Annotated in this window: 21 protein-coding genes; 5 read left to right on the top strand and 16 right to left on the bottom strand. The window is 65.7% G+C overall.

Going from position 1 to position 20,596, the window contains the following annotated elements:
* Positions 1-40 precede the first annotated feature (40 nt).
* From NA3_RS33370 to NA3_RS33400, 8 genes are all read right to left on the bottom strand, one after another.
* Complete coding sequence (locus NA3_RS33370) at positions 41-1,297, bottom strand: IS256 family transposase (RefSeq protein WP_062968611.1); 1,257 nt, start codon at positions 1,295-1,297, stop codon at positions 41-43.
* Between the two features lie 629 nt (positions 1,298-1,926).
* Positions 1,927-2,364: a hypothetical protein gene (locus NA3_RS37345; protein WP_128145642.1), complete on the bottom strand. Its 438-nt coding sequence runs from the start codon at positions 2,362-2,364 to the stop codon at positions 1,927-1,929.
* 182 nt (positions 2,365-2,546) lie between these two features.
* Positions 2,547-3,083: a DUF8020 domain-containing protein gene (locus NA3_RS33380; RefSeq protein ID WP_128145641.1), complete on the bottom strand. Its 537-nt coding sequence runs from the start codon at positions 3,081-3,083 to the stop codon at positions 2,547-2,549.
* A complete protein-coding gene (locus NA3_RS37350; RefSeq protein ID WP_128145640.1) occupies positions 3,080-3,376 on the bottom strand; it encodes a hypothetical protein in 297 nt (98 codons plus the stop codon). Before NA3_RS37350 ends, NA3_RS33380 begins: the two co-directional genes overlap by 4 nt.
* 53 nt (positions 3,377-3,429) lie before the next feature.
* On the bottom strand, positions 3,430-4,587 hold the full coding sequence (locus tag NA3_RS33385) for an NAD(P)-dependent oxidoreductase (RefSeq protein ID WP_167355079.1): 1,158 nt from the start codon (positions 4,585-4,587) through the stop codon (positions 3,430-3,432).
* A gap of 195 nt (positions 4,588-4,782) precedes the next feature.
* A complete protein-coding gene (locus NA3_RS33390; RefSeq protein ID WP_227995599.1) occupies positions 4,783-5,595 on the bottom strand; it encodes an SAM-dependent methyltransferase in 813 nt (270 codons plus the stop codon).
* 155 nt (positions 5,596-5,750) lie between these two features.
* Positions 5,751-5,966, bottom strand: coding sequence for a hypothetical protein (locus tag NA3_RS33395; protein WP_062968617.1), 216 nt, complete (start codon positions 5,964-5,966; stop codon positions 5,751-5,753).
* A gap of 310 nt (positions 5,967-6,276) precedes the next feature.
* Positions 6,277-6,591, bottom strand: a complete 315-nt coding sequence (locus NA3_RS33400) for a hypothetical protein (RefSeq protein WP_128145639.1) — start codon at positions 6,589-6,591, stop codon at positions 6,277-6,279.
* 275 nt (positions 6,592-6,866) lie between these two features.
* Between NA3_RS33400 and NA3_RS33405 the strand changes: the two genes are divergently transcribed.
* Positions 6,867-8,243, top strand: a complete 1,377-nt coding sequence (locus NA3_RS33405; RefSeq protein ID WP_128145638.1) for an NsdA family TPR-like regulatory protein — start codon at positions 6,867-6,869, stop codon at positions 8,241-8,243.
* Here the strand turns inward: NA3_RS33405 and NA3_RS37885 are convergent.
* From NA3_RS37885 to NA3_RS33420, 3 genes are all read right to left on the bottom strand, one after another.
* The gene (locus NA3_RS37885) at positions 8,210-8,785 is read right to left on the bottom strand and encodes a GNAT family N-acetyltransferase (protein WP_167355080.1); all 576 of its coding nucleotides are present in this window, start codon (positions 8,783-8,785) and stop codon (positions 8,210-8,212) included. The genes NA3_RS33405 and NA3_RS37885 overlap by 34 nt on opposite strands.
* A gap of 522 nt (positions 8,786-9,307) precedes the next feature.
* Positions 9,308-9,835 carry a VOC family protein gene (locus NA3_RS39120; RefSeq protein ID WP_084492085.1) on the bottom strand — a complete coding sequence of 176 codons (528 nt, stop codon included), beginning with the start codon at positions 9,833-9,835 and terminating at the stop codon, positions 9,308-9,310.
* A complete protein-coding gene (locus tag NA3_RS33420) occupies positions 9,735-11,036 on the bottom strand; it encodes an ATP-grasp domain-containing protein (RefSeq protein WP_062968628.1) in 1,302 nt (433 codons plus the stop codon). Before NA3_RS33420 ends, NA3_RS39120 begins: the two co-directional genes overlap by 101 nt.
* 44 nt (positions 11,037-11,080) lie before the next feature.
* Here NA3_RS33420 and NA3_RS33425 point away from each other — a divergent pair, with 44 nt between their 5' ends.
* A complete protein-coding gene (locus NA3_RS33425) occupies positions 11,081-11,773 on the top strand; it encodes a DNA alkylation repair protein (protein ID WP_084492086.1) in 693 nt (230 codons plus the stop codon).
* 35 nt (positions 11,774-11,808) lie between these two features.
* Here the strand turns inward: NA3_RS33425 and NA3_RS33430 are convergent, their stop codons facing one another.
* From NA3_RS33430 to NA3_RS33450, 5 genes are all read right to left on the bottom strand, one after another.
* Complete coding sequence (locus NA3_RS33430) at positions 11,809-12,915, bottom strand: IS110 family RNA-guided transposase (protein ID WP_372464294.1); 1,107 nt, start codon at positions 12,913-12,915, stop codon at positions 11,809-11,811.
* A gap of 242 nt (positions 12,916-13,157) precedes the next feature.
* The gene (locus tag NA3_RS33435; RefSeq protein ID WP_062968631.1) at positions 13,158-14,177 is read right to left on the bottom strand and encodes a pyridoxal phosphate-dependent aminotransferase; all 1,020 of its coding nucleotides are present in this window, start codon (positions 14,175-14,177) and stop codon (positions 13,158-13,160) included.
* Complete coding sequence (locus tag NA3_RS33440) at positions 14,174-15,160, bottom strand: hydroxymethylglutaryl-CoA lyase-like TIM-barrel protein (RefSeq protein WP_062968633.1); 987 nt, start codon at positions 15,158-15,160, stop codon at positions 14,174-14,176. The genes NA3_RS33435 and NA3_RS33440 overlap by 4 nt, the downstream gene beginning before the upstream one ends.
* A 59-nt stretch (positions 15,161-15,219) precedes the next feature.
* Entirely contained in the window at positions 15,220-16,371 is a 1,152-nt protein-coding gene (locus NA3_RS33445; RefSeq protein WP_062968635.1) for a pyridoxal phosphate-dependent aminotransferase, read from the bottom strand.
* Positions 16,368-17,795 (bottom strand): coproporphyrinogen-III oxidase family protein, encoded by a 1,428-nt coding sequence (locus NA3_RS33450; protein ID WP_167355081.1) that lies wholly within the window; start codon positions 17,793-17,795, stop codon positions 16,368-16,370. The genes NA3_RS33445 and NA3_RS33450 overlap by 4 nt, the downstream gene beginning before the upstream one ends.
* A gap of 396 nt (positions 17,796-18,191) precedes the next feature.
* On the opposite strand from NA3_RS33450, the gene NA3_RS33455 reads away from it, so the two are divergent.
* The 3 genes from NA3_RS33455 to NA3_RS33465 are packed head-to-tail and all read left to right on the top strand — an operon-like array spanning position 18,192 to position 20,425.
* On the top strand, positions 18,192-18,425 hold the full coding sequence (locus NA3_RS33455) for a helix-turn-helix domain-containing protein (protein ID WP_084492092.1): 234 nt from the start codon (positions 18,192-18,194) through the stop codon (positions 18,423-18,425).
* A complete protein-coding gene (locus NA3_RS33460) occupies positions 18,426-19,505 on the top strand; it encodes an NsdA family TPR-like regulatory protein (RefSeq protein ID WP_501193626.1) in 1,080 nt (359 codons plus the stop codon). It abuts the gene before it with no gap.
* A gap of 17 nt (positions 19,506-19,522) precedes the next feature.
* Complete coding sequence (locus tag NA3_RS33465) at positions 19,523-20,425, top strand: phosphotransferase (RefSeq protein ID WP_167355082.1); 903 nt, start codon at positions 19,523-19,525, stop codon at positions 20,423-20,425.
* The last annotated feature ends 171 nt before the right edge of the window (positions 20,426-20,596 follow it).

Genomic DNA, 20,596 nt, shown 5'->3' on the forward strand with positions numbered 1-20,596 from the left:
AGTGTCGGAATTTTTGTGGGCAGAACAGTGAATTATCCTGCTAGTTTCCGGTTATCCGCTCACCGTAGAACAGGGCGAGCGTGTTGAGTATATCCTTCCATCCACTGATCTTTCCAGTGATATTCTGCCGATTCTTCAGCGGGTTTCTGATGACCAGATAGAGCACCTTGAGTGCGGCCTGCTCGTTGGGGAAATGCCCGCGCCGGCGGGTTGCTTGCCGGAATCTGGCGTTCAGGCTTTCGATCGCATTAGTGGTGTATACGAGTTTCCGGATCGGCGCCGGGAACCGCAGGAACGGTGTGAATTGCTCCCAGCTGTTACGCCAGACGGCAATCATCGCCGGATACTTGGGTTCCCACTCGGCGGCGAACTCCTCGAAAAGAGATTCGGCGGCCTCGACCGTGGGGGCGGTGTAGATGGCCCGCAGTTCGGTGGTGATCCGGCTCCAATATTTCCGAGAGGAGTATTTCAAGCTCGCCCGCACGAGGTGAACCACACACTGCTGGACATCCGCCAGCGGCCAGGTGTCGTTGATCGCCTCGGGCAGCCCTTTCAGCCCGTCGCAACAGACGATCATGACGTCCACGACCCCGCGATTCCGCAGCTCACCGAGAACACCGGCCCAATGCTTGGCCCCTTCGCCGCCGGTGCCGACCCACAGGCCCAGCACCTCACGCTCACCAGCCAGGGTGACACCGACCGCCACGTAGATCGGCCGATTCACCACCCGGCCATCCCGGATCTTCACGAAAATAGCATCGATCGGTACGACCGGATACACACGTTCCAGCGGACGTGACTGCCATTCATTCATCTCCTCGACCACCTTATCGGTGATCTTCGAAATCAATTCGCGCGAGACCTCTACGCCATAGATCTCCGACAGATGCTTCTGAATTTCCCCGGTTGTCAACCCCTTCGCATAGAGCGAGATGATCGACTCGTCGAAACCCTCCACCCGCCGGGAATGCTTCGGAACCATCTTCGGCTCGAATTCCGAATTCCGGTCCCGTGGCACATCGATACGCACCGACCCGACATCCGTATGCACCGTCTTCTGCGACCGTCCGTTGCGGTGATTCCCGTCCCCACGGATCGGCTGATCACCCTTGGAATACCCGAGATGCTCGTCCATTTCGGCGTTCAACGCCGTCTCCAGAACGGTTTTCGTAATCTGCGACAGCAAACTGCCCGGCCCGGCCAGCGACACCCCCTCTCTCCGAGCCTTGTCCACCAACTCCTGGGCGATTCGGACATCCAGACCGTCCACTGCCGACCGCTGTCCGGCCGTCGGCATCGACTCCTCCGACACGATGATCCCTTCCGCTGAGACAGGCCGCCTCAGCTTCTCCGATCACCGTCCCGCCCACAAGATCTCAGACAGTCCCTCGGTGGATCGAGGTTAAGGGGATTTCAGTTAGGTAGGCGCAGAGTTCGTCGTGCGGTATCGGCCCGGAGCATCGAGAGCCTGGGCCAGCACGTCGATCTCGTTGATCAGTGTGTTCAGTTGAGCAGCACCGCCTGTGCTGTCTGCTTCAGCAAGGACACGCTGCGTGGCTGCGTGTTGCCGTGCGAGCAAGGTGACGTGGTCGCAGTACGCATCGATCGTTTGCTGGCGAATTGACTGTGTGTCGGGTCGTTCACCGAGTGCTCGCGCCGCCTGTCTCTTGATGACCCATACGAGTATGGCCTCCAACTGCTCGCTGCGATCATCAAGGCCCCCACCATTCCGGTTGTGCACATGGCGCCACAGGCCGGATAGGCTGCGAATGGCCTGCAGTAATACGGTATCTGCTGGCTCTTCGCCGGTGAATATCTGCAGTAGCCTCGCACCGCCTGGAAGGGGGGCGGTTCCTCCGCCTGCACTAGTATGGTGCCTGGTGGAGGCGGTGTTCGATCGGTCACCTGCGGACCTGGGCCCGTTGATCATGAGCGATCGAGGTCTGGAGGAGGCAGGCGGACGCGGCCGGCCTGGATGTCTGCGGCAAGACTATCGAGATGTAGTTTGCACGCTTCGAAGTCGAGCGTGGCGTAGCAGGGATGCCCGTGAGCCTCCTCGAGGCTGGCATAGAGTTGGGCGAGGCTGGAGATGAGCTGGCCATAGGTGCGGCGCGCCACCGGTGCATCGCGGTCGGGCGCGCGAATGGTATCGGCGACGGTGTTGAGAACCTCGTTGTCGATGAACCACACCAAAGGTGCGACCAGATCCGCAGGTTGGACGTCGCGTGAGTTCGACGTATTCGGAGAGTTGCGGTGGTGGGCGTGCCAAACCTTGAATAGGTCTTGCGCTGCTTTGAGGAGGGGTTGTGATTCGTTGCTCCCGGTGAACGCGCGCAGAACCGTGGCGGAGTCTGGGAGCGACATTGTTTTCCTTCCTTGTCGCAGGCTCTGGTCCGGTCGTTCGTCGTGACCGATGAGGCATCTGAGGCGATGGATTGATGTCCGCGGATGGACGGCAGGCCGTCGCAGCGGCTGTCGAAATGCCGTTCGAGGACGGTGGTTCCAGTGGTCGGGTGGCCGCGATGTGGCTACGCTGCGGGCCGTTTCTACGGTGTGGAATATCCGATGAGCGCGCCGATCCCGGCGCCTATCGGAATGGTGACCAACGCACCGACGCCGCCGAGGAAGAATCCGAGGACCGCGCCGATCCCGCCGCCGACCAGCGCTCCGACCACTGCGTTGTGCTGTTTGCGTGCGAGGCTGTCGGCGTCCTCATCAATCGTTTGCGTGGGCGCAGGGGCGGATTGCCGGGCGAGGGCGAGCGTTCGGCCGCTGTTGCCGATCGAGGCCGAGACCTCGACCAGATCCGAGGGGGTCTGCGAACCGAGCGGGATAGTGGTGACCACTGCGCCGGCGTCATCTGTGAGCACGACGGAGAGGTCATCAGCCGCAGTGAATCGGCCGTGGTCGATGGTAGCGATCACACCCCCGTCGGGGTTGGCGGCGACGGTGTAGGTGACGCTTTGGTCGGTGGCGATCACTGTTGCGGTGGGCTGGAGTGTGGTGGGTTCGGCGTGCGCTGTTGCCTCCGCCGTGGCGATGGCGACGCTGACCAGTGCAGCGGTGGCGAGGGGTTTGATCATTGGTTGCTCCATTGTCCGATTGGTGCGGCCGATGTTTCCGCCGATCCGCGCGGCGAGGATTCCGTCGGCGTCGCGCCGACTCGGGTGGTCGCAGCGGCGGGGCGAGGGGCGATGGTGGCAGATCGGACACCATCGGCGATGCGCCACTGCTGTCTTCCAGAGGGGTCGCGAAACTCCGTACGGCACAGCAGCTTTTGGTCGCTCAAGGCTTTCACTGCGCTGTAGACGCTGCGCTTGCGCGCCGGCAGCTCCGCGTCGATTTGCACGCAGCTGCGCGACGCGCCATCGCTCATCAGCTGAAGGATTTGTAGCTGGCAGTGGCCTCTACCTCTCGGGGCCATGCCCCTCACCTCCCAATCGCTTCATCGGCCGAGCCCCGCAGGTGGCCGCTTTCCCCGCCCGCGGTCAGAGATCGTCCGCCCCCAGCGGAAGTGGCTGTGCTGCAGTTGGATGCGCAGTGTCCGGTTGCCTGCTGCGGGGTGGTGGATCGGGCCGGCGGTACACGGTCCCAGGGCCACGGGGGAACCCCACACGCGACACGGAAGATGTTCTCGCTCAACACGTCTGCGACCGCAAGGTTGGCGTCTCGCGTCTTCCCGGCGATGCCCGGTGTGTGGATCATGTTGTCGCGGCCCAGGATCGGATCGGCCGGGTCCGCGTGGTCGGATTCGTATACGTCGGTGGCCCAGGCCAATTCGTTGCTGAGGACCCGCTCACGCAGGGCTGCGATGTCGATGCCGGTGCTGTCGAGGGTAACCACCAATGCCCCGGGGGCCAGATCGTGAACGACGTGTGCGGGCACCTGCAGCCGGGGAGATCCGTAGGCCACGATCACGATATCGGCGGCTGGCACCTGCTCCATCTCGGCCCTGTCGACTCCGCAGACGAGGTAGTCAGTGTGCTCGGCGTCGGGATCGACCACCGATACCTTGGCGCCGAAGGCATTGCACAATTCGGCGACATACGTGCCTACCGGATCCAAGCCCACGACGACCACGCGCTTGTCGCGTAGCGTTCCGCCGACGTATAGCAGGTGGTCGGAGAACTGCCAGCGCACCGGCACGGCCACCGTGTAGCGCATGGCCATCGCCGTATGCCAGGTCGGCAGCCGTCGTAGTGCTGCCAGTGTCAGCATGATCGCCATCTCCGCCTTCGAGTGGGCGTGGCCGCGGGATCCTTCGACGAGGGGAATGCCGCGTGCGGCTAGCGCCTGCGCGATCGCCATGCTGCGGCCGTCGATGTCCGCGACGATCGCCAGCTCTGGCAACGCGGCGAGGTCGGCCTCCTCCAGTTCCGCGCCGAGCACAACCAGTGCCGTCACGGACGCGGTCCCTGAAAGTTGCCGAATGGTTCGGCCAGGCCGAAGCGTTTCCCACTTGATGGCGCACCCATGCCTGGTCAGTCCTTCGCGCAGGCGCTCGCCCAGAAAAGGCCAGCGGGCCCGCAGATTCCCGTCGTCGACCACCAGCACAACCGGGCTGTCCGGCGCCGCCGCCTGGTGCATGTGCCCGAACCGCTCGATGGCTTCTGGCCGTGCCGGCTGTCGCATCGGTGGTGTGCCGAGTGATCTCGGCACAGGAATACAAGTCATCGGATCCTCCCTGCGGTTGCCGCGCAGGACTCTCGGCAGGAGGCGCGCGTCGCACGTAGTCGTTCGGTGGGTTGTGCCGTGGCGGTATCTGATCGCCCTAGGGGCACGTCATCGCTTGACACCGACACCACCCCACAGTGAGATCTGCTTGTCCAGGCTCTGCGGGGGCTCGATTCCCCGGGGCCGCCAGCGATGGACCATCGCGACGCCGGGATCGATCAAATCCATCCCGCCAAAGAGGGACTCCACCTGCATGCGTGTACGCGCGGCCGTGGGGATACCGCTCTGGTCGTAGACGTGGATCACCCGGCCGATGCCATTGGGGTCGTCGGGGCCGTCGTCGAGGTCGGTAGTCACGTGCGTGACAGTGAGGGTTGAGCCCGAGGCCAGCGGATCCAACAATGTGCTGACAATCTCGGCGACATCGCCGCGAATGAAGTTCAGCAACCCGATGAGCGATACCGCTACCGGCTCCGTCAGATCGAGGGTGTCGCGGAGCTCCTTAGCGGCGAGGATCGCCGTTGGGTCTGTCGCCTCGGCCTGCACGTAGGCAGTGCGCCCCTCGTCCGTGCCGGTCAGAAGTGCGCGGGCATGCGCGAGGACGCAGGGGTCGTTGTCGACGTAGACCACCCGGGACTCCGGCGCCACGGATTGGGCGACCTGGTGGAGGTTCGGTTCCGTCGGGATACCGGTGCCGATGTCCAGGAACTGGCGAAGACCCTGCCGTGCGACAAAGTGTGTTGTCCGGTGCATGAATTCGCGATTGGCGCGGGCAGCCAACCGCACCGAGGGGAAGGCAGCCAATGATCGTTGGCCGACCTCGCGGTCGAGCTCGTAATTGTCCTTGCCACCGAGGAAGTAGTCGTAGATGCGCGCCGGGTGCGCCACATCAGTCATGGGATCGGTCAGGCCGTTGAACACGGCGGAATCTCCTTAGAATCGAAAGTGTCAACGGGATTACAAGGGGCTCAACGCGACTGGACATAGCCCGCGATCTGGCCGCGGGATGGAACCGAGACCATATAGGTTGGGCAACGCTTGAGCCGTTTTCCCCTGACGGGGGCGGTATCCGCTCATTACGCACCGCCGTTGTCCAGCTCGGAGCGCCCGCTGCGGAATTCGTCGATGCGGGCGCGCGCCCGGCAGATCGGCGAGCACTGGGCGTGTAGTCGATGCGCGCGTTCAGCCTGATCGAGTGTCAGTTTGCCGGGGTCGGAGAAGCAGTCGTGCAGCGTGGATGTCACGTGACTCAGCAGGGCGGGCGCCAGATAGTCACGCTGAAGGCCGCTCATGACTGGCCACCGAGCGGTCCGGCAGTGTCTGCGGACCTGGGTGTGGTCGACAGGTGCCCCAGTGGCGACGGCTCGTAACCCGTTCCGAAGTCCAGTGCGTAGTGCCGGACGACCATTGTGATCCAGGCAAGAAAGCGGTCGTAATCCGCAATGGAATCCGGGCGCAATGTCAGCAAGTCGTCGGGGTCATAGCCGATGTTTCTATCGCGAGTTTGTACTGTTGGCGATAGACCCCGGTGTGGCCCGAATGTCGGCAGGTCACGTTGAACCGGATTGCGGTCATGTCGTACTGCTCGCGCAGTCGTCCCATTTACGCGATGATGTTGTGCGGGTCGCGGACTCGAATGGTGTTGTCCGGGTTGGTGCTTACTCTCGCGCCGCAGAAGGAGCAGTTGCAGGGGCGGCCGCGGGTGCCGACCATGCTGGCTTCCCGGCGGCCGACTTCGAGGTATGGGTCCTGGCACAGGTAGGTGCGGTCGACGAACGGCAGTGCGTTGATGTTCGGTGCCAGATGACGGTGCATGCCCGGAATCCCGCCGGTGGCTGACGTTTTCAGGATCGAGTCCAGCCACATCACGCAAGGTAGCCGAGTGCGGTTGTGGTGGTCGGCCAGCAACTCGGTCACCCGGGTTTCGGCTTCTCCCGGGACCAGGACTGCACACCGGGGACCGGTGGGTCACCTCGGTTTCCATCAACATCCCTTACGGTCGTCTTCGTTTTGGAAGGCGCCCGCCGCCGGGGAATCACGATGCTGCGTGTAATGGGCCTTCGTCCCGGCGGCGCGCGCTGAAACCACCATCCCGCCATTGCTGTTCCGGTGGAACCGTCCTGTGTTGCAACAAGATGCACGGAAATGCCATAGCGTTGCCATTGCGCGTAACGACGAAGGGAGCGACGAATATGGTCCTGTCGAGGCCATGGACTGGGCGCGACGCCACCATGCTCCGCGAAGCGCTACGCCTTTCGATCCGCGATTTCGCGGAAGCATCCGGGGCTGGCGTGCGCACCGTTGCGCGCTGGTCGGAACCTGCTGGACTCGCCGCCCGGGTTCGTCCCTTTAACGCTGGTCTGCTCGACGAAGTACTACGCCGCGCCGGGGACGACGCCCGGCAACGATTCGAGCAGATGACGGCCGCAACCACGGTGGCGCCGATCAGTACCAATGCCCCGGTTCCATTGCCTCTGGAACAATGCCAGGTGGATCCAGATTTGAGGCAGTGGATTGAGATGAATCGACGCGAGTTGCTCCAGTTGTTTGGCGGCGCGACCTTCGGATTGCCCGCGGTCGCCGCGATCCTCGCCGGACTCGACGCCGACGAGCGCGTGCGAGTCGAGAAAGTGCTGATCAACCCGACCCGTGTCGACGCCACTGCGATCGACAACATCGAGACCGCGTTGCGGATCCTGCTCGCGCAGAACGACAGCTACGGCCCGCAGGTGGTGCTGTCGATGGTGACGGGCCAGACCGCGATCGCCGAAGCCCTGCTGCAGCAGTGTCCCACCGCGCTCGAACCCCGCCTGTACGGGCTGCACGGCAGCCTGTCGCAGCTGGCTGGCTGGATGCGATTCGACCTCAAGGACCACCCCGCGGCGGCACGCCATTGGGCGGACGCCCGCAAGTCCGCCCACCGTGCGCATGATGACGCGCTGGCCGCCCTTGTTCTGTGCAACCTCAGCTACCTCGAAGTGTGGAACGGTGACCCCCGCGTCGGGATCGACCATGCCGTGGCGGCACAGAACTGGGCGCGTCGCTGCGACGACTGGCGGCTCCGCGCCTACGCCGATGACATAGCCGCCTACGCCTACGCCGCCGATGGCCTGCACTCGGACACCTACGCCGCACTGGATGCCGCCGACGCTGTTATCGCCGCAGCGCCGGCCAATGACGACACCCCCCGCTCCCACGCCTACTTCCACGGCCCCGGCCTGGCGGCGTCCTTCCGCAGCGACTGCTTCCACCAGCTGGGCGACGGCCGCTCGGCGCTGGCGGCCGCCGAACACGCACTGTCCCTGATCAATCCGGCACATGTCCGGAACCGGGCAATCGCTCATCTGGATCTCGCCACCGCCTACGCCGACATAGGCGATATCGAGGCCTCCGCCGCCGCGATCCGCGACGGCGCCCGCCTGGGCGCTTCCTGCCGTTCCGACCGGCTTACCGATCGCGTGCGCGAGGCCAGGACCGACCTGGACAAGTGGAGCACCACCAGCCCGGTCCGAGCCCTCGACGAGGAACTGGATGCTTACGGCTGCGCCGCCCTCAAATCCTTGACGTAGATGTCGAATTCGTCGGCCGTAAAACCCATGTCGGGCACATGCTGGCGGCCGACGACCTCCCAGCCGCCGACTGCGGCATAGAACGCGTGCGAACCGGTGGACTGCGGCTGCACCGCCAGCGTGGCCCGCTCCTCGGGGCGGCCGTCCAGCAGTGTGTCCATCAGACGGCGGCCGACCCCGCGCCTCCGCCAATCCTCACGCACCGCCAGGTCGATCACCGCGAAGGTCCGGCCGAGACGTTCCCGCATCACCTCGGGGCCGACCGGGGTGGTGAACCCTTCCCACCAGTTGGTGCCGACCGTCAACGTGTCGCCGTAGACGAACCCGATCAGTTCGGTTCCGGCGAAGGCGAGCGCTGCGCCGAATGTCGGTCGGCCCGCGAGTCTTTGCAACATGGCGCGCTGCCGTTCCTTTTCGCCTTCCGGCCACACGAACGGCGGCGCGGAGAATGCCGCTTGGTAGAGGTGGCTGATTGCGTCCATATGCGTCAGGACGTCGTCGGCTGACACCACGGTGACGGTGACGGTCTGCTCGTCGCTCATACAGCCCGACGATAGAGCTGTCACCGCTCCCACGCATTGGCCCAGCCAGCCCGCCGCTCGCCAGCGGGCGATCCGGCGGTCCCGTCGCGCGATCCGGAGCGGACCGAAACTGCGGGCCAGGAGATTTCGGATACGCGACTGATTCCACCTCTGCGCGACGGCGAGACGTTGTGTGGTGTCCATGCGCTTCGAATGGTGCTGAAACGCCAGTGGTTGCCATACGCGTACCACAAGGCGGCGTGCGATTGGGTGCGCGTACGCCGACTTCTTGGATGGCGCGCTCAGCGGAGTAGTTCGGTTGGGGCGTACATGCTCTTGTCCGAGCTGGACAACGACGGAACGATCGTTCGACAATTCGATTACACAATCGTCTTCGACGGCGCTGTTGATCCTGAGAACGGGCGCTACTCTGCGAACTTGCCTATTCGGTGGATTCGGGTGTGCCATTGATTCGTGAGTGGTAGCTGCGGCTGTGGACGAATGTCGGTGGTTGGTCGTGAGTGCTGTTGTGGCGGAGTGAGTTCAGTGTGGTGGTGTGGGAATGTGTGCGATTTCCCAGCGGATTCCGTCGGGGTCGGTGATGAAGACCGCGTAGTAGCCCTCGGCGTAGTCAGGATAGTGGCGAGGGTCGTGCACCACGTTCCATCCGCCTTGAAGGACGGCGTTGTGCACGGCGTCGACGGTGGCGCGGTCCTCGACACGCATCGCGGCGTGCTGCCAGCCGGGGCGGCCGTGGGTGTGGCGGCTGTGGTCGTCGCCTTCGACGGCCCAGAGCAGGATCTCCGGTGCACCCTCGGGCCGATCCAGGTTCGCAGCGCATCGCCGGTGTAGCCCGATCGGTAGTCCAGCAAGTCCAGGACGGCGTCGTAGAAGGGGCCGGACTTCGCCAGGTCGGTGGCAGACAGAGCAAGGTGGTGCAGTGACGGCACAGGATTCCTTTCCGGTGTATTCATGGGGCGACCTGGGCTTCGAGGCCGAGGTCGTTGTGTTGGGTAGTGAAGTGCAGTGGCGCGGTGAGCGTGTGCATCCGTGTGGTCGCGGTTGCTGCATCGGCGGCGCCGATGCCGATCGAGAGTCCTGAGTCGGGTTCGTAGATCGTGTCGTCGACATCGGCGATGTTGAGGTGCCAGCCGATGATGTCATCTGCGCGACGCAGTGTGTCGGCGAATGGGCTGTAGCGGTCGATGCGGATATCGCGACGCAGGCTCGGGTGGACGTAGCAGCAGGCGATGCAGGTCGCGGGATAGGTACCTTTGGCGGAGTGGACCGCCGCGGGGTGCAGGGGCTGGCCGATGCTGGCGGCGGCGTGCAGCAGCCGTGGGTCCACTCCGGTGCGGGCCAGCGCGGCGTGGGCGACCAGGCCTGCGCCGGGTCGTACGCCGACGTCGAGAACGTGCCAGCGCTGCTGGTGCAATCGCAGTTCGATGTGCAGGGTTGCGTCGTCGACGTCGAGAGTGGCCACGACGGCGGCGAGTATGGGCGTCAGAGCGGCGAGGTGGTTGGTGATGCGGGGATCGGTGGGCGGGCTGATCATCAGGTTGTCGATGTAGGGGGGTTCGGCTGTGGCGCTGCGTTTTTCGTGGATAGTCAGCGCGCTGATGCGGCTGTCGCACACGGGCACGTCGACGCTGATCTCCACCGGCCGCTGGTCGTCGCCGAGGTATTGCGCGGCGATGATGGTGGTGGTGCTGTCGATGTGGCCCAGGCGCAAGATCTGGCTGTAGAGGGCCAGGTTGTCGTCGATGTCGAGATCGGGCCGGTAGCGGTAGACCCCGCGTGAGCCCGCGCCGGTGGCTGGTTTGAGGATGGGGGCGGGACCGAACTGGTCGACGGCGACCCGGAGGAAGGAGGGTGAGAGTGTCCCGGATTTGAACGCGGCAACTGGGACACCGTGCTGTGCCAGCCGGGCATAGAAGTGGGGTTTGTCGGTGACCAAAGCGCGCGCGCCGGCGAGCGGCGAGCCGGGATTCAACGCGGCCAGGGCGATGTTCCACCAGTCGTCGAATCCGACGGCACCGAGCAACGGCATGCCGTGGTGGGTCGCGAGGTCCGCGAGCGTGGTGTCGGTCAGGGCGGGTCGGCCGGTGTCGAGGACGGCGAGCTGGTCGGTGGGAATCCGCGTCCAATGCAGGCCGTTGCGGCGCGCGGTGTCGAGGGTCAGCGCCCGCGGGTCGAGAGCTCCGTAGAGGGCATAGACGGCGCCGGAGCTGTGGGGTCGTGGGGCGGTCATGTCGTGGGCTGTGGCGCTCATGCGATGCTCCCGGAATCTGTCGGTGCCGGATCTAGGCTGTGGGGATGGACGCTGGGCGGGAAGAACGGATTTCGTCGCTGGTAACTGCGGTACAGCGGGGCTTGGATGCCCACGCCGACCCGGACTACGTCGCCGGCACCGTCGCGGCACGTCATCCGGGCAAACCTGTTCTGGGCGTGCGGATTCCGCTGCTGCGCGGTGCAGTCGAGGCCGCGTTGAAGGCCGATCGGGTGACCGGCGCGGACCGAGATGTGGTGCTGTGGGCGGCAGATGCGTTGTGGCACGGACGGACTCACGAGGAGGAATTGGCCGCGGCGAAGATGGTGCGGTCGACCCGGCTCACGCTCCCAGCGGGGATGATTCTGCGGTGGGCGCCCCTGCTGGACAACTGGTTGTCGGTCGACGAACTGGGCGCAGTGGTGGGAATCGGTATGGCTGTCGATCCCGGGATGCTCGATGAGTTGGTTGTGCTGGCGGTTTCGGAGTCGCCGTGGCAGCGCCGGCTGTATGTCGTGTCGCTGATCACTCCGGTCAAGGAGGGCATGTCCCCGGCGGACATACCGGGTTTGGCGCCGTTGCTGGCCGAGAGTCTGCCACCGGTACGCAAGGCCGCGGTGTGGTTGATCAAGGAGGCGCTCAAGGCTCGGGGTAGTGAGGCCGCGAGGGAATTCCGCACCGCGGTGCCCGGCGCGGAACCCAAGCCCCTGGTGCGCCTCCTCGATGCCGCCCTGACCTGATGTAGATGGCATCCGGTCTGATGCCCCTATGGATGTCAAGCGGCTGTGAGTAGTGCCGTGGCCGCTGGTCCGGGTTGAGATTCGGTGATGATTCGGTAGAGCTCACGCGCGATGTAGCGTTTGAGGCATCGGATAGCTTCGCGCCTGCTCTTGCCATCCGCCTCGCGGCGGGCGATGTAGCTCTTTGTGGCTGTGTCCCAGCGCAATCGGGCAATGACGACGGTGTAAAGGGCGGAGTTGGCTTGGCGGTCACCGCCGCGGTTGAGCCGCCGACGGATGGTCTTGCCGGAGGAGGCTTCGATCGGGCTGACACCGCAGAGGGCCGCGAACGATGCTTCGCTGCGGAGACGGTCAGGATTGTCGCCGGCAGCGATGAGCAACGCGGCCGCGGTATCGGGACCGACGCCGTAGCAGTCGAGCAGCGCTGGATGCGATGTGGCGATGGCGGCGGCGATGTGGGTTTTGAGGTCGTCGATCTCGCCTGTCAGGGCGAGGATCCGCCGTGCGAGCGAGCGCAGCGTGTAAGCCGCGGCGCCGACGCTGGTCGTGGGTGCGCTGCAATCCAGGTCGGCGCAGCGACGGACCAGCCGCGCGTTGCTCAATCCGGTCAGTGCTTCGCGCAGGGCCGGGTTCGCGCGCACGATGACCGCTTTGAGCTGGTTGATCGCCTGCGAGCGAGACTTTATGGCGGAATCCTTTGCCATCTCGAGCATGCGGAGTACTTCTGCTGGCCCATCACCGGTCTTGGCAACGGCGGTCGCCCGCCCGGCCAGCACAGCTCGGGCGGCTGTTTCGGCATCGATGACGTCGGTTTTGCCGCGACGCCGCCGATTCGCCTTATCGGGCCGGTTGACTTCGAGGACTACGACGCCTGCGGCGCGCAGGACGCGGGTCACGGCGATGCCGTAGGAGCTGGTTCCTTCGACGCCAGCGCGCTTCAGTTTTCCGAAACCGCTGGCCCAATCCAGCAACTGCTGGTACCCGGTTGCGGTAGTGGCGAAGATTCTGTGTCCCAGCGAATTTCCCTGAACGCTGATGACGAACGCGACGTGGAAGTCCTTGTGGGTATCAATACCTAGGATCACGGTCTCGTCATTGGTGTCTGGTTGGCTGGGGCGGTCGTCACGAGGAATGCTGGACACGGGTCGGCTGTCTCCTGATCGGCTTTCGGGGACCGAGCTGGCCGACGCCGGGCCGGGTGGGGCGGTCAGGACTGTGACGGTGCCTTGTTTGCGGCAAGGCCCCTATCGGGACACGCCCTGCCGGTCCGGCGGCAGCAAGCACCGCCCCAGGTGATGGTCGACAGATCAAACTCAAGGCACTCGCGGCCAGTCATAGCGCGGGTCATCCCGTTACCTGGGGCGGCACCCATTCATCATCACAGTCATAGCGCCTGGATTCGTGTGGCGGCCTGGTCGATCACGTTGCTGGGCTGGGCGATGCACAATCTGACCGCGCTGGTCTGCCCGTGGAACACCGGACCAGGGATTCCCACGACGCCTGCCTGCTGGAGCCGTTGCCAGGCGTCGCTGCCGTCGTGGGTGTGCACGTACAGGTGGGTGCCGTCGAGGGCGGGATCGGCGCGCAGACTCTGGCTCGAGCCGATTGCTTCCATGATCCGCTTGCGCCGTGCCGCCAGCCGCGCGGTCCGCCGGGCTAGCTCCTCAGCAGTTTCCGGATTGCGCAGCACACGTAGTGCTGCGTGCTGGCCGGGTTGGCTCGTCGACATGGACAGGTGGGTTTTCGCGCGGGACGCGGCGGCGATCAAGTCCAGATCGGTGGCGATGAGGCAGCCGACGCGAGCACCGGGCAGCCGCAACAGCTTCGACAGGGAATACACCACGATGTCGGCGGGGCCGAGTTCGGTGGTGAAGGCCGTGAGCAGGTCGCTAGCCGGTGAGGTGTGCGACAGATCCCAGATCACCCATCCGTCCCCGCCCCCGGCGCCGCAAGGGGCTGTGACCAACCCGGTCGGATTATGTGGCGTGCACACGACCAGCGGGGTACGACCGCGGACCGGGACCGGCCCGGGCACCGGATACGAGACCACCGACAGTCCCAGCAGCCCGGCCAGTTGCTCGAACCCAGGGAACGCGGGTCGCGGAATGTGCACGGGCGCACCGGGATCAGCGATGCACAGCAGGGCCAGAGACAGTGCTTCGCTGCCTCCGGCGGTGATCAGTACCTGATCTGCGCCGACACCGAACAGCTCGGCGAGCCGGGCCCGCAGCGCGGCGTCCCCGGCGACGTCGCCGTAGTCGGCGAGATCGTGATGGATTTGCAAAGGGGTGGGGGCGAGTGCGGGCATGTTGTCCCCGCGCAAGTCCAGTTGCCCTGCGAGGACCGGAAAGTCGTTGTAGCCGTAAGCGATGACGCCTCGAGCGCGGCAGCTGAGCGTGTTCATGCTACGGCCATCGTGTCGTGCCAGTGCGTGTGCAGGTCCGCCGTGCGCAGCGTCGGCAAACCGCGGGTATGGGTGAGTAGCCATAGTGCGGCCTGGTCGGGGCGTAGGTGCTCGTGGGCGGCGAAGGTGCGCAGTGCCTGTTCCTCGACCGGGGTCAGGTTCAGGGCGGCGCAGACTGCGGGTACCAGAGACGGCGCCAGTTGGCCAGTGGTGGCCGCGAGGGCGGCGCGGCATTTCAGCAGCAGCTCGGCTGCGGCGGGATCGGCGGCGGGCAGGCGGTGGGCCAGCAGCAGTGGTTCCGCGGCGAGGTTGCCTCCGCCGCGGCCGAGCCCAAGCAGTGAGCAATCGATCCAGGTGGCGCCTGCTTCGACCGCGGCGAGCGCGTTGGCGTAGGCCAGATTCAGGAAATCGTGTGCGTGGAAACCGATTTCGAAATGGGGGCCGACCGCGTCACGCACGCTGGTGACCAGCTCGGTGACTTGGCCGGGACGCAGTGAGCTGCAGGTGTCGGCCAGATATAGCAGATCCGGTCCGGCGGTATCGGTGATCCGGGCGGCGTGTTGGGCGATCTCGCGTGTGCTGTAGCGGGAAGCCATCGCGATGTTGATCGCGACGGTCAGGTCCAGCTGGTGCGCCTGGGTGGCGACGGCGGCGATGTCCGCGGTCCAGGAGGGATGATAGACGAGCCGGACCATGTCAAGCCCGGCCATGGCGTAGGGCTCAAGGTCCAGCGGGTCGGCCAGAGCGGTGGGGTGCACCATTGCGGCGAGTCCGTGCTCGTCGTGTGCGGCGGCCGCGACCTGCGCTGGGGTGACATAGGCGCCGACACCGGCGCGGGCCACGCTGTGGTCGAGCGGAACGCCACCGAGATAGCCGAGTTCGACGATCTCGACTCCGGCGGCGTGGCTGGTGGCCGGGACCAGGGTGAAATGGTCGGCAGGCCAGTGGAAGTCGACCTCGAACCCGCCATCGCGCAATGTCACATCCAGCAGTCTTGCCCATCGACCGGCCGGAGCAGTGGGGGCCGGCTGGAAGTGGTCGATCATCCACGCCTCCGTAGTGTCTCGATGACTCCTGCCGCGGCCGCGGCAGCGTCCAGACCGTCACGGGCCGTGCACACCCGCACCCGGCCCGGCGCGCCGAACCCGGACCCGTCGCTCACCTGAGCGGGTACCGCTCCCGGCGTGGTGGGCAGCAGCGCCGCCGGATTGGTTGCGGCGCACCACAGGTAGAGCGCGCCGTGGGAAATGACCTTGACACCGGCGCCGGTCAGCACGGCCGCGGTCTCGGTCCGCGTGGCCGCAACGTTTCGGCGCACCTCGGCGAACCATGACCGCGCCACTGCGCTGGTCAGTAGTTCAGCGGCGACGCGCTGAGACAGCACGCCAGTGTGCGAGGCGTACGCGCCGCGGTAGGCCGCCAGCGCCTCCACCACTGTGCGGTCGGCGACCAGGAATCCCACTCGCAGCCCGGCCACGGTCAGTGACTTCGATACCGAGTCCACGATCAGGTGCCGGTGCGGATCCCAGGCCGGCGCCGCGGCCGCCGACACCCCGGTCGGATCTCCAAAGACGCGATACACCTCGTCGGAAATCACGGCCACGCCCGAACGCACTGCGGCGGCGATGATTTCGTCCATCACCGCCTGATCCATCCCGATCCCGGTCGGGTTGTGGGGGTAATTCAGCACCAGCACGCCCGGCTGGGTACCGACCAGCGCCCGGGTCACGATGCCAGGATCGCGGGATGCCGCGATCGGGTCGTAGCCGATCACCGGCGCCCCGGCGGCTTCGGCCCACAGCGTGTAAGGCTGCCATCCTGGTGACGGTGCCAGGATGGGGCCCCGGTGGTGGTACAGCAGGTAGCGCACCGCGAGACCGGCGGCTTCCTTGCCGCCGCAGGTGATCAGCACCGCCGCGTCGCGGCCACCGGCCTCGCACAGGTCGGCCAGGTAAGCGGCCCGCAACGGTGCGTACCCGCGTGGGTCGCCGTACCACTGCCGGTCGGCCTGACCGGCGATCCGACCGATGGCCTCACACAGGTTGGACGGCAACGGGTATCGCGCCTCCCCGACCCCGAGATCGAGCCCGGCGGAAGGCCCGGGCGGCCGCGCGTATCCGATGTCGGGGCTGTTCAAGGTTTCCAGCAGTCGAGCAAAGAACGGGTCCCCGACCACGGTGTCCGCGACTCTCACCGGCGGGATCCGACAAGTGGGAGCCGACGGCGGCTCGAGGCACCGGGCAGCGCGGTGGCCGCGCCCATCGCCGCGACCCGGGCCGCCCCTGCCTGCCATTCGCGTTCGTCGATCACACCAACTTCGGTCGACAGGCGGCGCACCAGGCGCTGATAGACGCGTGCCTGCATGTCGGAGAAGAAGTGCGCCATCAGCTCGGAGTAGACCGACTCGCCCGAGGTGGTCAGCCGCAAGGTGTCGCCGTCGATTTCGGCGTGCCCGGCGGTCATGATGGATTCGATCCGTTCCCGGTAGACGTTTTCGAGTCCGAGGATCGGTAGGTCGCGCATGTCGAAGGTGAGGCGTTTGGGGAAGAACACCAGGCCCTTCTCGTAGGCGTGGCCGGGGGAGGACATGGTCACCGGCAGCACTCCAGTGCCCGCGGTTTTCACATACCGGCGTTCGTCGGCTTCGTTCATCCACGCCAGGCCCTTGATGAAACTGTAGGCACCGGACCCGACGCCCACGGCTTCGTCGCGGTAGCCGCCGTAGAGGGTGGAGAACATATAGCGGGTTGCGGGCGCGTTGGCTGGCCCGTAGCAGTACATGTTCTGCACACCCATCGACTCACCCAGCGCGGCGCGCGCGACATGGAACATCCGCGAGCGCTCGTCCAGCGCCGCGGGTGCCGGTAGCTGCCCGGAGCGGATGCGCTCCTGCCAGCCCGGCATGGTCATGACGTAGTCGACCGGGTAGATCGACACCGACGCGATCCCGGAGTCGGCCGCGGTTCGGGCATCGAGATATGCGTGGTCGCGGTCCTGGCCCGGGAATCCGGCCATCATGTCCAGGTTAGTGTTCGTGAAATACGTTCCGGCCCAGCGGATCGCGTCGTAGACCTGGTCCAGTGACGCGGTCAGGTTGACCATCTCCCGGATCTTCGGGTCGAACGACTGTACACCGAAAGACACCCGCGTCACGCCCAGCTCGCGCAGGGCAGCGAACTTATCGTGGTCGACGCTTTTGGCCTCGAATTCGAAGGAGATCTCCGCATCGTCGGTGATCTCGAAGTTGGCGCGGATCTCGGCCATCAGCGCGGCGATCTGTTCGACCGACAACACCGAGGGGGTACCGCCGCCCATGTAGATGCTGTCGATCTTCCAGTCGCGTATCCGCGGTGTCCCGCCCAGGACGCGCAGCTCGGTGTGCAGAGCCGCCAGGTAGGCGGTGATGCGTTCCGGTGTGCCGACGGACTTGGTGAACGGACAGAAACTGCAGATGCTGTCACAGAACGGGATGTGCACATACAGCGCCCGGTGGCCGGACGTGTGATCGCTGGGAATCGGTGTATCGGTAGCGGACAGATACGACGACACGACGCCTCGGTGGTCCGCGGCGGTGCTCAGGTCGAAAAAGGGATAGGAAAAGCTCTCGAACGGCAGCATCGAAACCTCATGTCGGTGAAGCGATTGCAGGAACAGATCGGAGGCCGAGGCTGCCGGCACCCGCAGCAGGAGAGGCGGGCGCCGACAGCTCTGGCAAGGGTGCGCCGGACCTCGACGTCCGGCTTGCTGGTTTACGCGCCGCCCGCGACCCACTCGGTCATATCGGTCACCTCCCTTCTGCTGTCGACGTGCCGGGCGACCAGTGGCCCTTTCGCGAGCACCGGTGCCGGCGACAGTGGCGACTCGAACTGCGTTGTCGCCCAGACAGGTCCGGAGACGCCGTATCGTCTCGCCGGACCCTGAACAGTCTGTGCCGGACATTAGGATCGACGAAGCCTTTCGATGCGCACAGAAATTTGTGCGCATGGATGAGCGAATCCCAAAGGGGGACCTGCAATGTCACAGCGAATGCGGGAGCTGACCATCGAGACGCCGAATCAGGTATTCGGCGCCGAACTTCGGCATTGGCGGACCCTGCGTGGCCTCTCTCAAACCCAACTGGGCGCTCTCACCCGTGATTCGGGGTCGCTGATCGGGATGATCGAGAAGGCCGATCGGGTCGCGAGCCGCGGTCTCGCGCAGCGAGCGGACCGAGCCCTCAACACCGGCGGGGCACTGGAATCGATGTGACTGCGCCTCGAACGCGCCGCCGCCGAAACCCGGACCGACACCACCGAAGATTCCCGCCAAGTTTTCCCGCACAATCCGTGGGCCACCCTGGCTGTGCCCGACCTGTTGCGCGAATGGCACGCCGACACCACGGGATTCACCATCGGACTGACCAGCATTGGTCACCGACGTGTCGGCCGCGTCGACATCGACATCATGTGGTCGATGGGCGATGCACTGGCCACCGCTGACCATCACCTCGGCGGCGGCTATGCGCGAGCGAGTCTCACTGCATTCCTCACCGGCACCGTGGCCTCCGCGCTGCGCGGGGTATACGACACCGCGACGGCGAGCGAGTTGCACACCGTCAGCGCCCGCCTGGCGAACCTAGCCGGATTCATGCACTTCGACACCGCCCGTCACCGGGCCGCGATTGGATGGTTCCACACCGCACTGGCATTGGCGAAAGCAGGCGGTAACGGCGCACTCGGCGCGCACATCCTCAGCGATATGGCCATGCAGGCCCACCACCAGCGCCGCCCGGCGGACGCGGTCGCCCTGGCCGAAGCGGCCGTCACCACGGCCCGGCACTCCGGATCGCCGGTCACATTCGCCCGAAGCAGCGCGCTGCTGGCCCGCGCGCACGCCCTCGCCGGGGACCGCGCCGCGGCCGCGCGCGCCCTGACCGACGCGGGCCGTCATCTGGATCGGGTCATTGTGGACGATGAACCGGCCTGGGTCCGGTTCTTCAACGCCGAACAACTCGCCGCCGAAATCATGTATGTCGCCGCTGACAGCGCACAGGACACACTCGTCCAGCGGCACGCGCCGCTGGTGCTGGGATCCACCGGCGCGATGGAGCGCCGCCATGTCCTGGCCTCTGCCGCGCTGGCCAGCGCCCAGCTCGCTGGCCGCGCCGGCGATATCGACCACGCAGCACAGACCCTTTCCGATGCACTACCCACGGCCAGCACCGTGGTCAGCAGCCGCGGACTCGACGCGATCAACGCCGTGCGCAGGCAACTGGCGCGTTACCCGGATCGGCCGTCCGTGCTCGCTCTGGAAAACCTGTACGCGCGGACTATGGTGCCGGTGAAATGATGAACCCCACCACCGGCTTGCGCGCCATCCTGCGCGCCGCCTGTCGCGAAGTCGGCTTCAGCGACGAGGCGGCCCACCTCATTCACCACTCGAGCAACGCCGTCTTCGTCCTACCTCACCATCAAGCCGTCGCACGCGTGTCCACAGCGGCAGCCGACCTGCGCAGAGCCCGATCCGTGACATCGCTGACCGCATGGCTGGCTGCACGCGGCTTCGGAGCCACCGCTCCACTCGCAGGCGCGCGTCCGCTCGCCGTGCACGGGCACGACGTCAGCTTCTGGCGCTACTACCCACAATCGGACGCGTTGCCTCCGACCTCGCGCGACCTCGGATCACTACTGCGGGAGCTGCATTCGACCCCGCCGCCCGCACACATCGACCTCCCGAACTGGGTTCCTCTGCAATCCCTGCGCACCGCCCTGCACGACCCTCGCACCGACACCGGACACATCACCGACCTCGAACGCTCGACTCTGCTGAACATGATCGAGACCGTGGCTGGCGAACTCGCCGACATGAGTTGGCCATTGGGCCACGGTCTCATCCACGGTGACGCCTGGGCGGGAAACCTACTGTGGGACAGAACGAACGACGACGCGGCACGACCGCGCGCCATTCTCGGCGACTGGGACTGGGTGAGCATCGGCCCATTCGAGGTCGACCTCATTCCGACCTGGCACGCTGCGATCCGTTACGGACGGGACCAGCACTGGGTAACGGAGTTCATCGCCACCTACGGCTACGACCTTTCCGAATTCGCCACCGGCTACGAGACCCTGCGCCGGATGAGAGACCTCGTGCAGGTCACCGGCCCACTCCGCAGGGCCGGTGACTCGCCAGCCAACGCAGCACGGCTACGCCAACGCGTCCACGCAATCCTCACCGGCGACACGACATCATCCTGGAGCCAGTACAGCTGACTCGCCCCCAGTCACCGCCACGGTGACCGTGCAGTGGACGTGCCGACCGTCAAAAGCGCACGCGCGCAAGCGCTCGCGCTGACCGCTCGGATACTGGTTGCGATGGCAGGGCAACCCAACCCAATATGGCTAACAGACATCTCCTGTGCCCTGCTCGGCAACTCGATCGAA

The organism is Nocardia africana NBRC 100379 (assembly GCF_001612635.1).
In the GTDB taxonomy this organism is placed as follows: Bacteria; Actinomycetota; Actinomycetes; order Mycobacteriales; family Mycobacteriaceae; genus Nocardia; species Nocardia africana.

Coding starts and splice junctions, on each gene's coding strand:
- NA3_RS33455 (WP_084492092.1), top strand. CDS start 18,192: ATGTCACAGCGAATGCGGGAGCTGACCATCGAGACGCCGAATCAGGTA.
- NA3_RS37345 (WP_128145642.1), bottom strand. CDS start 2,364: ATGTCGCTCCCAGACTCCGCCACGGTTCTGCGCGCGTTCACCGGGAGC.
- NA3_RS37885 (WP_167355080.1), bottom strand. CDS start 8,785: ATGAGCGACGAGCAGACCGTCACCGTCACCGTGGTGTCAGCCGACGAC.
- NA3_RS33450 (WP_167355081.1), bottom strand. CDS start 17,795: ATGCTGCCGTTCGAGAGCTTTTCCTATCCCTTTTTCGACCTGAGCACC.
- NA3_RS33435 (WP_062968631.1), bottom strand. CDS start 14,177: ATGAACACGCTCAGCTGCCGCGCTCGAGGCGTCATCGCTTACGGCTAC.
- NA3_RS33380 (WP_128145641.1), bottom strand. CDS start 3,083: ATGATCAAACCCCTCGCCACCGCTGCACTGGTCAGCGTCGCCATCGCC.
- NA3_RS33385 (WP_167355079.1), bottom strand. CDS start 4,587: ATGCACCAGGCGGCGGCGCCGGACAGCCCGGTTGTGCTGGTGGTCGAC.
- NA3_RS37350 (WP_128145640.1), bottom strand. CDS start 3,376: ATGAGCGATGGCGCGTCGCGCAGCTGCGTGCAAATCGACGCGGAGCTG.
- NA3_RS39120 (WP_084492085.1), bottom strand. CDS start 9,835: ATGCAGCAACCGCGACCACACGGATGCACACGCTCACCGCGCCACTGC.
- NA3_RS33395 (WP_062968617.1), bottom strand. CDS start 5,966: ATGAGCGGCCTTCAGCGTGACTATCTGGCGCCCGCCCTGCTGAGTCAC.
- NA3_RS33405 (WP_128145638.1), top strand. CDS start 6,867: ATGGTCCTGTCGAGGCCATGGACTGGGCGCGACGCCACCATGCTCCGC.
- NA3_RS33370 (WP_062968611.1), bottom strand. CDS start 1,297: ATGCCGACGGCCGGACAGCGGTCGGCAGTGGACGGTCTGGATGTCCGA.
- NA3_RS33425 (WP_084492086.1), top strand. CDS start 11,081: ATGGACGCTGGGCGGGAAGAACGGATTTCGTCGCTGGTAACTGCGGTA.
- NA3_RS33420 (WP_062968628.1), bottom strand. CDS start 11,036: ATGAGCGCCACAGCCCACGACATGACCGCCCCACGACCCCACAGCTCC.